11 protein-coding genes are annotated in these 11698 nt (G+C 59.6%); 6 read left to right on the forward strand and 5 right to left on the reverse strand.

Annotated features, from left to right (window positions below; all coding sequences use genetic code 11):
* Nucleotides 1-39: 39 nt before the first annotated feature.
* Together kynA and kynB are read right to left on the reverse strand one after the other, a co-directional pair.
* Nucleotides 40-894 carry a tryptophan 2,3-dioxygenase gene (kynA, locus tag KUF73_RS29410; RefSeq protein WP_218441458.1) on the reverse strand — a complete coding sequence of 285 codons (855 nt, stop codon included), beginning with the start codon at nucleotides 892-894 and terminating at the stop codon, nucleotides 40-42.
* Nucleotides 891-1556, reverse strand: coding sequence for an arylformamidase (gene kynB / locus KUF73_RS29415; RefSeq protein ID WP_218441459.1), 666 nt, complete (start codon nucleotides 1554-1556; stop codon nucleotides 891-893). The genes kynA and kynB overlap by 4 nt, the downstream gene beginning before the upstream one ends.
* 287 nt (nucleotides 1557-1843) lie before the next feature.
* Between kynB and KUF73_RS29420 the strand changes: the two genes are divergently transcribed.
* Nucleotides 1844-2188 (forward strand): cupin domain-containing protein, encoded by a 345-nt coding sequence (locus tag KUF73_RS29420; RefSeq protein ID WP_007900627.1) that lies wholly within the window; start codon nucleotides 1844-1846, stop codon nucleotides 2186-2188.
* 115 nt (nucleotides 2189-2303) lie between these two features.
* Here the strand turns inward: KUF73_RS29420 and KUF73_RS29425 are convergent, their stop codons facing one another.
* Together KUF73_RS29425 and KUF73_RS29430 are read right to left on the reverse strand one after the other, a co-directional pair.
* The gene (locus KUF73_RS29425; protein ID WP_218441460.1) at nucleotides 2304-3599 is read right to left on the reverse strand and encodes an NAD(P)/FAD-dependent oxidoreductase; all 1296 of its coding nucleotides are present in this window, start codon (nucleotides 3597-3599) and stop codon (nucleotides 2304-2306) included.
* Nucleotides 3600-3866: 267 nt separating this feature from the next.
* Nucleotides 3867-4472, reverse strand: coding sequence for a TetR/AcrR family transcriptional regulator (locus tag KUF73_RS29430; protein ID WP_218441461.1), 606 nt, complete (start codon nucleotides 4470-4472; stop codon nucleotides 3867-3869).
* Nucleotides 4473-4680: 208 nt separating this feature from the next.
* Between KUF73_RS29430 and KUF73_RS29435 the strand changes: the two genes are divergently transcribed.
* From KUF73_RS29435 to argE, 4 genes are all read left to right on the forward strand, one after another.
* Entirely contained in the window at nucleotides 4681-6063 is a 1383-nt protein-coding gene (locus tag KUF73_RS29435) for an aspartate aminotransferase family protein (protein WP_218441462.1), read from the forward strand.
* A 187-nt stretch (nucleotides 6064-6250) separates the two neighbouring features.
* Complete coding sequence (locus KUF73_RS29440) at nucleotides 6251-6667, forward strand: RidA family protein (RefSeq protein WP_218441463.1); 417 nt, start codon at nucleotides 6251-6253, stop codon at nucleotides 6665-6667.
* 16 nt (nucleotides 6668-6683) lie between these two features.
* Nucleotides 6684-7358 (forward strand): DUF1028 domain-containing protein, encoded by a 675-nt coding sequence (locus KUF73_RS29445; protein WP_218441464.1) that lies wholly within the window; start codon nucleotides 6684-6686, stop codon nucleotides 7356-7358.
* The gene (gene argE / locus KUF73_RS29450) at nucleotides 7359-8510 is read left to right on the forward strand and encodes an acetylornithine deacetylase (protein WP_218441465.1); all 1152 of its coding nucleotides are present in this window, start codon (nucleotides 7359-7361) and stop codon (nucleotides 8508-8510) included.
* 2 nt (nucleotides 8511-8512) lie between these two features.
* On the opposite strand, the gene KUF73_RS29455 is transcribed toward argE, so the two are convergent.
* On the reverse strand, nucleotides 8513-9427 hold the full coding sequence (locus KUF73_RS29455) for a LysR family transcriptional regulator (protein WP_218441466.1): 915 nt from the start codon (nucleotides 9425-9427) through the stop codon (nucleotides 8513-8515).
* A 450-nt stretch (nucleotides 9428-9877) separates the two neighbouring features.
* Here KUF73_RS29455 and KUF73_RS29460 point away from each other — a divergent pair, with 450 nt between their 5' ends.
* The gene (locus tag KUF73_RS29460) at nucleotides 9878-11401 is read left to right on the forward strand and encodes an aldehyde dehydrogenase (RefSeq protein ID WP_371135573.1); all 1524 of its coding nucleotides are present in this window, start codon (nucleotides 9878-9880) and stop codon (nucleotides 11399-11401) included.
* Nucleotides 11402-11698 lie beyond the last annotated feature (297 nt).

An 11698-nucleotide genomic window follows, 5' to 3' on the forward strand; every position in this document is an offset into this window, starting at 1 on the left:
ACTCAATGAATGCCGGGGCCTTTTTTTATCCGGCCTGGTTCAGAGAGTCGAACGTAGCCGCCACAATTCCGGGAACAGCACGGTGTCGAGCATCTTGCGCAGGTAACCCACACCTTCAGTTCCTCCGGTGCCCGGTTGAAAGCCGATGATCCGCTCAACCGTGGTGACGTGCCGGAAGCGCCATTGTCGGAACGAGTCCTCAAGGTCGATGAACTTTTCCGCCAGTTGATACAGGTCCCAGTAACGCGAAGGATTGGTGTAGACCTCGCGCCAGGCGGCTTCGACCGAGGCATCGTGTTCTGTCGGCAAGGTCGGGTCACGTTCGAAGCGCTGCGGGTCAATCGTCAGACCGGCATTGGCCAACAAGCGAATCGCCTCGTCATACAGCGAAGGGGTGGCGATCGCTTTTTCAAGTTCCTGCAATAGTTCCGGGCGATGGGCATGCGGGCGTAACAGCGTCGTGCTTTTGTTGCCCAGAATGAATTCGATCTCGCGGTACTGAAAAGACTGGAAACCCGACGATTGCCCAAGGAAGGGCCGGATCGAGTGGTATTCAGTGGGCGTCATGGTGGCGAGCACCGTCCAGGCATGCACCAGTTGATCAAAAATTCGCGAAACGCGCGCCAGCATCTTGAACGCTGGCGGCAACTCGCCGAGCCGCACGTGCTCACGGGCTGCCTTGAGTTCGTGCAACATCAGCTTCATCCACAACTCGGACGTCTGGTGCTGGATGATGAACAGCATCTCGTTGTGGTCCGGTGACAATGGGTGCTGGGCGCTGAGAATGCGCCCCAGATCCAGGTAGTCGCCGTAGCTCATGGAGTCGGAAAAATTCAGCTCGGCGTTGTGCCACTCCCCAGCGGGGTTGGCAGGTGAATAAGGGCATTGGCTCATTGAGCAGGTTCCTGATGTGGCGATGAGTTCAGTGGCCGCAAAATAGCCCTTACCGGGCTAGCGTCGAGATTGGCGAAACGCAGCGGCAGAGCGATCAACTCATAATCCCCTTCTGGGACTTCATCGAGCACGATGCCTTCGAGGATGGCCATTCCATGACGGGCCACCGCGTTGTGCGAATCCATGGTCTTTGATTGCTGCGGGTCCAGCGACGGCGTATCGATGCCAATCAGGCGCACGCCGAGGCTTGCCAACAAATCGACGGTTTCCTTGGCGACGGCAGTGAAATCGGGGTCCCAGGCTGTCATCGGCACGTGTCGATAAGTGCGCAGCAGCACGCGCTCGGGCAGGTTTGCCAATCGACCTTCAAGTTGCTGCGGATGTACCAGCCGACCACTGTCCAGGCAATGCAAGACGCGGCAAGGCCCAATGTAGATATCCAGCGAGACGTCACCAATGGCCGCGCCATCAGCGCTGTAATGCAGCGGCGCATCGACATGGGCGCCCGTATGAGGCGACAGGGTAATGCGTCCGACATTCACCGGGCACTCCGGCCCATAGGTCCAGACGCGCTCCTCCTGAAAAGGCGTATCCCCCGGCCAGGTCGGTGTGGCGGCACTCAAGGGCGGGCTGATGTCCCACCACGATGTTAATTTTTTCATTTCAGCGCTCTCGGCCTGTTCCGAGCCCAATGATACGAGTGATTCCTGTGAAGTTTCTTGCGAATACCTTCGGCAATGCCGGGGGCAATCGCAAAAACTGCGAGGAATCGATGGTTTTCCATCCGGAAATTTCAACGAAGAAAACCGCCCGGTTCATCTGCCGGCCGTTACGCGAACAGACGCTGGCCACTGCGTTTCTGGATAGCTCAGTGTCGAGCACAGACAACTGATGCCCGGCCAAGCCCTATAGGGTGCGTCTTCAGCTCTCCCTCACGCCCGGAGTCATCATGACCGCACCGATCACCGTTCTTCGCGACACCCATCCGCTGCCCGTACTCGACGCCTGCAAATGGGAAAAACTCGAAGGCGACCCGCACACCGTCAACCTCAACGCCTACACCAGCGAAGATGGCAGCAAGATCATGGGCACCTGGATCTGCACGCCAGGCAAGTGGTACGTGGAATACGTGAAGTGGGAATACTGCCACTTCCAGGAAGGCTACTGCATCATCACGCCGGAAGGCATGGCGCCGATCCACCTGCGCGCCGGTGATATTTTCGTCATCGAACCGGGTATGAAAGGCACCTGGGAAGTGGTTGAGACAGTCCGTAAATACTTCGTTTTTGCCTGACAAAATCTGTAGGAGCGAGCCTGCTCGCGATGGACCTGAGGGCGACGCGTTTATCCAGCAAATACGCGTTATCGTTTACGTCCATCGCGAGCAGGCTCGCGCCTACAAAAGGGCATCAGGCCCGTTCTTTCGATCCTTCTTCTACCCGACGTTGCGAAGCATCGCGATAGTCGAGGTAGGTACGCTGCGTGGCGATATGGTCAGCCACGTATTTGGCGTCGTGCCACACACCCCAGATAAACGATGAACCACGACGCGACTGCCACGGCAGGCCCAGGAAGTAGATCCCCGCCTCGCTCGACACCCCGCGCTGATGCTGCGGCTTGCCGTTTGGGTCGAAGGCGTCGACCTTCATCCAGCTGTAATCAACGGCAAAACCGGTTGCCCAGATAATCGACGTCACGCCGGCCTCGGCCAGATCGAGTTCAAGAATGGGTTTGGTCACGCATTCCGGATCCGGGTACGTGCTACGGGCCTCCGGCTCTTGCGGCAAATCCAGACCATTGCGCTCAATGTAGGCATCCGCTGCATCGAGCAACGACAGGTAGTTCTCATCGCCGCGAGCAAGGTTTTCCGCCAGATTCCCCTGGAACCTCACCACGCCGTCATTGAATGATTGGGTCAGGCCAACCAGCGTCATTCCCCGATGGGCAAGCCCACGAAAATCCACCGTACAGCCGCCATGCGCACCGCTGACCGCGATGGTGACGTGTTCCCTGCCCGGCTTCATCGCCGCCGCATCCCACTCACCCAGAACACCCAGCCACCAGCAGAAATCACGGTTGCGATAGGCCCGTGGAGGACGGTCGTGCTGTCCGACCGAGAGGTAAACCTTCCTCCCGGCACGCAACAGTTCATCGGCAATCTGCACCCCGGAAGACCCCGCGCCCACGACCAGAATCGCACCTTCGGGCATCTGCTGCGGATTGCGGTATTCGGCGGAGTGAATCTGAGTGAGCGTCTCATCTTCGGGGGCGATCGGCGGGATGACCGGCCGCTGAAAAGGCCCGGTGGCGGCAACGACGCGGTTGGCCTCGATCACGCCCTCGGAGGTGGTAATCGTGAAGCCCGGGCGACCGACATTGCGCTCCACTTTCTTCACGTCCACGCCGGTACGAATAGGGGCGTTGAACTTCCGGGCATAGGCTTCGAAGTAGTCCGCTACCCGCTCTTTCGGGGCAAAGCCGTCGGGGCTGAGATCGTCGAACTCAAGACCCGGAAAGCGATCGTGCCAGGCCGGACCATTGGCAACCAGTGAATCCCACCGCCCCGTGCGCCACTTTTCAGCGATGCGATTGCGCTCCAGGACGAGGTGCGGCACCCCGAGCTTGCTCAGGTGCTCACTCATGGCCACGCCTGCCTGACCGGCGCCAACGACCAGCGTATCTATCTCGGTTTTTCCAACTGTCATGTCTGCGTCCTTCTCAAAGGCAATTTGATTCAGGCCAGGACCAGGGATCGCGCCTGCATCGGTAAATCTTGCGACTGTGGGGGTGGGTGTTCGCAGCATTCTGTTCAGATACAGGGAATAGCGAAATTATGATTTTTGTCGTCGCTAGGCAGGAAAAAGCTAGGTCTGGTACGGAGGGTCGCGCAGGTGATGTTCGACGCGTTTTTTTGCCGAGGGGAAAACAGCCCGAGCCCTCATCAGGGCGATGAGGGAGGGAAAAAAGAGGATTCAGCCCTTCAACATGCCATGGCACATCAGGCCGAGCACATCACGCATGTGTTTGGCGTGGGCTTTTCTGTCGGGCGTTTTCTCGGTCGCCAGGCGGATAAAAGCCATGTTGGCGTACTGGTTGAACACGGTGGCCGCCACGTCGATGTCGACCGACTCCCTCAACGCGCCCTGCCGTTGAAAATGCAATAACAGCGCCCGGGCTTCTTCGATGACCGCAGCGTTCCAGGGCTGGAAGGTCTCGGCGAGATCGCCGGTGAACAGGAATGGCGCCAGCTCGCGCCACAGCGAAGCCGGCATCGCCCGCAGCTGGTAAGTGGTCATCAGGCCTTCAAGTTCACACAAAGCGTCCAACGGGTCCGAGTTCTCATCCAGACGCGAGCGAGCCTCACGCATCGCTTGTTGATCAGGCTCCTTGAGCAGCGCGAGCAGAATTTCCTGCTTGCCACCGAAATAGTTCACCACTGTCGGTGCAGATACCCCGGCCTGATTGGCGATCTGTTCCAGCGTCGTGGCGATGAACCCATGGGTCTTGAAAAGCTCCAGGGCGGCGTCAGCGATCAGTTGCCTGCGCTGTTCCTTTTGTCGCTCTCTGAGTCCAGTCATTTTTTTCCTGAGATGCGGTGTCGATTCGGCACAGCCTATGGGGATTTATTTTCAACGACAAATATTTTCTTTACAAAAATATTTTTAAGTGACAAATATTAATTAGCCCCTTGGCAGCCATCGGGCACGCGCAGAACCACCCATCATCCGATGCGCGCCTCTGCCAAGCGAAATTGCGCTACCGGCGCACTCACACTGGAGACAAACAATGTCCGCTGAACTCAGCCCAACCCGCACCACGAGTGACTATCAGGCGTCCGATGCGGCCCACCACATTCACGCCTTCGTTGACCAGAAATCACTGAATGAGGAAGGCCCGCGCGTCATGGTTCGCGGCGAGCGCCTGGCATTGTGGGATAACGATGGCAACCGCTATCTGGACGGCATGTCGGGCCTGTGGTGCACCAACCTGGGTTATGGACGCAAGGACCTGGCCGCCGCCGCGAGCGCCCAACTGGAGCAGTTGCCGTACTACAACATGTTCTTCCACACCACTCACCCGGCCGTGATCGAACTGTCCGAATTGCTCTTCAGCCTGCTGCCGGGGCACTACAGCCACGCGATCTACACCAACTCCGGCTCCGAGGCCAACGAGGTGCTGATCCGTACGGTGCGCAAGTTCTGGCAGGTCATGGGCAAGCCGGAAAAGAAAATCATGATCGGTCGCTGGAACGGCTACCACGGCTCGACACTCGCCGCGACGGCGCTGGGCGGCATGAAGTTCATGCACGAAATGGGCGGCACCATTCCTGATGTGGCGCACATCGACGAACCGTACTGGTTCGCCCACGAAGGTGACCTGAGCCCGGAAGAATTCGGCCTGCGGGCGGCCCGTCAACTGGAGGAAAAAATCCTCGAACTCGGCGCCGACAAGGTCGCCGCCTTCGTTGCCGAGCCGTTTCAGGGCGCTGGCGGAATGATCATCCCGCCAGAAACCTATTGGCCCGAGATTCAACGTATCTGCCGTCAGTACGACGTGCTGCTGTGCGCCGACGAAGTGATTGGCGGGTTCGGCAGGACCGGCGAATGGTTCGCCCACCAGACCTTCGGCTTCGAGCCCGACACGCTCTCCATCGCCAAGGGCCTGACCTCGGGTTACATCCCGATGGGCGGGTTGATTCTGTCCCGGCGCATGGCTGAAGCCCTGGTGGAAAAGGGCGGTGTGTTCGCCCATGGACTCACCTATTCCGGCCACCCCGTCGCGGCTGCCGTGGCCATTGCCAACTTGAAGGCATTGCGTGATGAAGGCGTGGTGACGCAGGTCCGGAACGACACCGGACCCTACCTGCAAAACTGCCTGCGGGAAGTGTTTACCAATCACCCGCTGGTGGGTGACATCCAGGGTGTCGGCCTGGTGGCAGCGTTGCAGTTTGCCGAAGACAAGGCCACCCGCAAGCGCTTCGCCAACGAGAACGATATCGCCTGGCGCTGCCGTACCATCGGGTTCGAGGAAGGCCTCATCATCCGTTCGACACTGGGTCGCATGATCATGGCGCCAGCACTGGTCGCGACGCGCCTGGAACTCGACGAGCTGATTGAGAAAACGCGCATCGCCGTCGACCGCACTGCGCGGGAATACGGCAGGCTTTAACGCCTTTGAAACCAAACCGCCTGTCGTCCCCCACGCAGGCGGCCCTAACCATTTTTTACTTAAGCAAGCACCACAAAAAACCTCGTTTCGCCAACAGCGGGCCATGGACAGAATGGCGTCATACCCCATCAAGACCATGGGCTCACACCTGTTCATTGGCCCGCAGTTTTAATCAGAGGAAACGTGCATGACCCAGCCAACCCACACGCGCATCCGCATGTTCAACACCAAAGAGACTTATCCCAATCAGAACCTGGATAACGACCTCTGCCAGGCCGTGCGCGCCGGCAACACCGTGTACGTTCGCGGCCAGATCGGCACCGATTTCGAAGGCAATCTCGTCGGCCTTGGCGACCCTCGAGCCCAGGCCGAACAAGCCATGCGCAACGTCAAGCAACTGCTTGAGGAAGCGGGCAGCGACCTGAGCCACATCGTCAAGACCACGACGTATCTGACCGACCCGCGTTACCGCGAACCGGTTTACCAGGAAGTCGGGAAATGGCTCAAGGGCGTGTTCCCGATCTCCACCGGGCTGGTCATTTCCGGGCTGGGACAACCGCAATGGCTAATGGAAATCGATGTAATCGCAGTCATTCCGGAATAAAAAGGACGAACTCACCATGACGTTTTCAATCGTCGGTCGTTGCGCCGAAACCGGGCAACTGGGCATCGCCATCAGCTCCTCCAGCATTGCCGTGGGCGCACGTTGCCCATGGCTGCGCCCGGGCGTGGGTGCTGTTGCCACGCAAAACATCACCCTCCCCGCTCTGGGCCCTCAGGTTCTCGACCAGATGGAGAACGGGCAGTCGCCCGAAGAAGCACTGGACAAGGCACTAACCAGCAACGGCTACAGTCAATTCCGCCAGCTCACGGCCATCGATCATCTGGGGCAGACCGCGCATTTCAGTGGCAGTCAAACCCTCGGCACCCACAACGCCGTTGCCGGTGACCAGTGCGTGGCCGCCGGCAACATGCTGTCGAATCAATCAGTGATCGAAACCCTGGTCCAGACCTTCGAAAACAGCGGCGGCCAGTTGGCCGATCGACTGCTGGCGGCCATGCAAGCCGCCGTGGCGGCTGGCGGTGAGGCTGGCCCGGTTCACTCGGCCGCGCTGGTGGTCGTGGGTGATCTGACCTGGCCAATCGTCGACCTGCGTGTCGACTGGGCGGACGAAGACCCTATCGGCAAACTGGCGCAGTTGTGGACGGCCTACCGTCCGCAGATGCAGGACTACATCGTGCGCGCTCTCGACCCGACCAAGGCGCCCAGTTATGGCGTGCCGGGGGATGAATGAATGAGCAGCAGCCGAGCGCTACTGGCCTCACTCATCGGCTTCGACACCACCAGCCGTGAATCGAATCTTCAGTTGATCGAGTTCGTCCGCGATTACCTGAACCGGCACGACGTGCCCTGCGAGCTGATCTTCAACGACACGCGAAGCAAGGCCAATCTGTTCGCCACGCTGGGCCCGGACGACCGTCCGGGTATTGTGCTCTCCGGTCACACCGACGTGGTTCCGGTGGACGGGCAGGCCTGGACCGTTGCGCCGTTCGCGCTGACCGAAAAAGACGGCAAGCTCTATGGGCGCGGGACCGCTGACATGAAGGGCTACATCGCCTGCGTGCTGGCCGCTGTGCCGAAACTGTTGGCGGCACCGTTGCGCATGCCGGTGCACATCGCACTGTCCTATGACGAGGAAGTCGGTTGCCTGGGCGTGCGCTCACTGCTCGCCGAGCTGCACCAGCGAACCCATACACCCCTGATGTGCATCATCGGCGAACCCACCGAACTTAAACCAGTGCTCGGTCACAAGGGCAAACTGGCCATGCGTTGCGACGTCCACGGGGCAGCCTGTCATTCGGCTTATGCGCCGCAGGGCGTGAACGCAATCGAATACGCCGCGCAACTGATCAGCGAACTGGGGCGGATTGGCTCTGAGCTACGTGCACCTGAACTGCATGACCGACGTTTCGATCCACCTTTTTCCACGGTGCAAACCGGCGTGATCAGCGGTGGCAAGGCACTCAATATCGTCCCTGCCGACTGTCGTTTCGATTTCGAAATCCGCGCACTCCCCGCACAGGACCCGCGCAAGGTGGCTGAGCAGCTTGAGCGCTACGCCGAACAGGAAGTATTGCCCAGGATGCGCGCCGTGGATGCGGGAAGTGCCATCCGTTTTTCCGAGCTGTCGGCCTATCCGGGTCTTGCCACTGACGCCCGCAGTGAAGCGGCACAATTGCTTGCGCAGTTCTGCGGTTCAGACGAGTTCACCACGGTTGCGTTTGGCACTGAAGGCGGGCTGTTCGACGCCATCGGCATTGCCACCGTGGTTTGCGGACCGGGCAGCATGGATCAGGGTCACAAGCCCGATGAGTTCGTCAGCATCGAGCAACTGGACGCCTGCGACGCGATGCTCGAACGCATGGCACTGGCACTGCGCGGTTGACGTCAGGCGTCCATATTGTGCGCCAGCACTTCGCGACAATGATCGAGAAACAACTGGGCAGGTTTCGTCAGTTGTGAGCGCCGCAGCCAGGCCGCGGAAAGTCCGGACCCCGTGACTTCCTCGGCCAGTGGCACGCAGACCACTTTCTGCCCGTCGTAGGTGTATTCGGAATGCGGGCGGGTGACCAGGATCGAAAACCCGAAACCGCGCCCGACCATGCCCCTGACCATTTCAATGGACGGTGAGCTGAAGAGAATATGCGGGGTCAGCCCGCGTTCTTCGAAGATGCTCACGAAGTAGGTGCGGCTGGGTTGCACATCAAGCAACACCATGGGTTCCAGGACCAGATCACTGAGCGACACTTTCGCCTGATGGGCGAAGCGATGCCCTTGCGGCAACAACGCATAGGGTTGTTGCGGCGCCATCAACGGCGCGGTCTCGATGGTGCTGTCCAGATCATGTTCGTAGAGCATCGCCAGGTCGATGCTTCCGGCGGTGAGGGCCTGCACCAGTTCCTGTTGCTCACCGTCGCGGATGCGAATTTCCACACCCGGCCAGCGATCGCGGAAACCGGCGATCAAATTCGGTAAGTAGAGCGGCGCAACGGTTTCAAAACAGCCGATGTCGATCTGGCCGGAGACCACGTCGTTATCGGCCAGCGCGTTCTGCTCGAACTCATGGGCAACCTGCAACAACTCCCGGGCCTTGCGGTAAAAACGTGCGCCACTGGGCGTCAATGACACCCCCTGCGCATGGTGACGGATCAACAGCTGCACGCCGAAACTCTCTTCCAGGTGCTTGATGGCAGTGGAGACCGACGGCTGGGCAATGTAGAGCTTGCGTGACGCCTCGGCGACACTGCCGCATTCGACCGTGGTGATGAAATATTTGAGTTGCCGCAGGTTGTAAGCTGCCATGAGTACCTCAAAAGTGCTGGATCAATGCCTCAAAACGGGGCGCAAACAGTCCTCACCGTACCGTAATGCTGTTCACTTAAGGACGAACGTTGTACCTGTGGCGAGGGAGCTTGCTCCCGTTGGACTGCGCAGCAGTCCCCTTCTTTTTAGGGATACGGGGGCCGCTGCGCGCCCCAGCGGGAGCAAGCTCCCTCGCCACAGGTTTTTGACTGCTCGCCCTGTCTCTTAATTGAACAGCATTACGCTACCGCACCGGCAATTCTGCGATGTAGGCGCGTAGTAAGAAACAAGCAAATTGCTGCCCCTTGAAACTAAAAAAGCTCTCTCGACGGTCCCGCCCAACGCACCACAGATGTGCGCGGCTGCTGAGTTTTTTTATCGACAGCGAGCATATTTTTACTCATTTCCTGTCTTTTGCACCTGAGCCACTATCGCCGCAACTCATCGTGAATGTCGCCCTCAGCGGCGCCCCTGGAGCTTGCAGTGACTGACCTGAACAACTGGCAACGCCTGGCAAACAAACAGCACTTCATTGATACGGCGAACATCGGCGGGCGTGCCCATCATGCACAGGACGGCAAGACGTTCGCGGTGATCAATCCGGCCACCAACACCCTGCTCGCCCATGTCGCTGCCTGCGGCGACGCGGAGGTCGACCTGGCCGTCGCCGTCGCGCGCAATGCGTTCGAAAATGGCACCTGGGCGCGGATGGCCCCCAGGGAGCGCAAAGTTATTCTGCTGCGTCTTGCCGAACTGATTCTGGCCAATCGCGAGGAACTGGCGCTGCTCGATTCGCTCAGCATGGGCAAGCCGGTCATGGACGCCTACATGGTCGATGTGCCGGGCGCCGCGCAGGTGTTTGCCTGGTACGCGGAAAGCCTCGACAAGCTGTATGACCAGGTGGCGCCCACCGGTCGCGATGTGCTGGCTACTATCACCCGAGTGCCGTTGGGCGTCATCGCCGCCGTGGTGCCATGGAACTTTCCCCTGGACATGGCGGCGTGGAAGCTCGCGCCCGCACTGGCGGCGGGCAATAGCGTGATCCTCAAACCTGCCGAACAGTCGCCCTTTTCTGCACTGCGCCTGGCCGAACTGGCCTTGCAGGCCGGTGTGCCGGAAGGCGTTCTCAACGTGATCACCGGCCTCGGTGAGCAGGCCGGACGCGCACTGGGTCTGCATCCGGATATCGACGCGCTGGCGTTCACCGGTTCGACGGAAGTCGGCAAGTACTTCATGCAGTACTCGGCGCAATCAAACCTCAAGCAAGTCTGGCTGGAGTGCGGTGGCAAGAGTCCGAACCTGGTGTTCGACGATTGCCTGGACCTGGACCTGGCGGCCGAAAAAGCCGCGTTCGGGATTTTCTTCAATCAGGGCGAAGTGTGCTCGGCAAACTCGCGACTGCTGGTGCAGCGCTCCATTCATGACCAGTTCGTTGAGCGCCTGATCGAGAAAACACGTCACTGGCAGCCCGGCGATCCGCTGAACCCGGCCAGCAAAATGGGCGCCATCGTCGACGCCAAACAAGCCGATCGCATCATGGGTTACATCAACGCTGCAACGGCCAGCGGCGCACGCCTGGTGGCCGGTGGCGATCGCCTGTCGATCAACGGCTCGAACAACTTCATTCAGCCGACGCTGTTCACCGAGGTCAGCCCCGACATGCAACTGTCTCGCGAGGAAGTCTTCGGCCCGGTCCTGGCGATCACTCCCTTCGACGATGAAGACCAGGCCGTGAAGATCGCCAACGATCACATCTACGGCCTGGCAGCGTCGGTCTGGACTGACAACCTCAACCGCGCCCACCGCGTGGCAGGGCGGTTGAATGCCGGGACTGTGTCGGTCAACACGGTGGATGCCCTGGACGTCTGCGTACCTTTCGGCGGCGGCAAGCAATCGGGCTTCGGCCGAGACCTTTCGCTGCATTCATTCGACAAGTACACGCAACTGAAAACCACGTGGTTCCAGCTGCGCTGAATGGCATTCCCCCGTAGGAGCTGCCGCAGGCTGCGATCTTTTTAAAGTCCGAATCAAAAGATCGCAGCCTTCGGCAGCTCCTACATGGGATGTCGCCCAGGCCGCGATCTTTTGATCTTGCGGTGGCTTTGACCCTACCCGAAAGGTGCTGTTTACGGACGCTCCACAACCGCGCCGCAAACCACTTTTTTCCTCGTCAGCAACGACATATTTACTGGTTTTCCTGCTCCGAGACATCAGCCAACATCAAGCCGCTCACAGAGGTAAAGGGTCCGCCAGAGACCATACGGTACTCAG

It is taken from the genome of Pseudomonas sp. PD9R (assembly GCF_019200975.1).
Lineage (GTDB): Bacteria > Pseudomonadota > Gammaproteobacteria > Pseudomonadales > Pseudomonadaceae > Aquipseudomonas.

Bases quoted from the DNA above. Each gene is read 5' to 3' on its own strand.
- kynA (WP_218441458.1), bottom strand. From the start codon at position 894: ATGAGCCAATGCCCTTATTCACCTGCCAACCCCGCTGGGGAGTGGCAC.
- kynB (WP_218441459.1), bottom strand. From the start codon at position 1,556: ATGAAAAAATTAACATCGTGGTGGGACATCAGCCCGCCCTTGAGTGCC.
- KUF73_RS29420 (WP_007900627.1), top strand. From the start codon at position 1,844: ATGACCGCACCGATCACCGTTCTTCGCGACACCCATCCGCTGCCCGTA.
- KUF73_RS29425 (WP_218441460.1), bottom strand. From the start codon at position 3,599: ATGACAGTTGGAAAAACCGAGATAGATACGCTGGTCGTTGGCGCCGGT.
- KUF73_RS29430 (WP_218441461.1), bottom strand. From the start codon at position 4,472: ATGACTGGACTCAGAGAGCGACAAAAGGAACAGCGCAGGCAACTGATC.
- KUF73_RS29435 (WP_218441462.1), top strand. From the start codon at position 4,681: ATGTCCGCTGAACTCAGCCCAACCCGCACCACGAGTGACTATCAGGCG.
- KUF73_RS29440 (WP_218441463.1), top strand. From the start codon at position 6,251: ATGACCCAGCCAACCCACACGCGCATCCGCATGTTCAACACCAAAGAG.
- KUF73_RS29445 (WP_218441464.1), top strand. From the start codon at position 6,684: ATGACGTTTTCAATCGTCGGTCGTTGCGCCGAAACCGGGCAACTGGGC.
- argE (WP_218441465.1), top strand. From the start codon at position 7,359: ATGAGCAGCAGCCGAGCGCTACTGGCCTCACTCATCGGCTTCGACACC.
- KUF73_RS29455 (WP_218441466.1), bottom strand. From the start codon at position 9,427: ATGGCAGCTTACAACCTGCGGCAACTCAAATATTTCATCACCACGGTC.
- KUF73_RS29460 (WP_371135573.1), top strand. From the start codon at position 9,878: ATGTCGCCCTCAGCGGCGCCCCTGGAGCTTGCAGTGACTGACCTGAAC.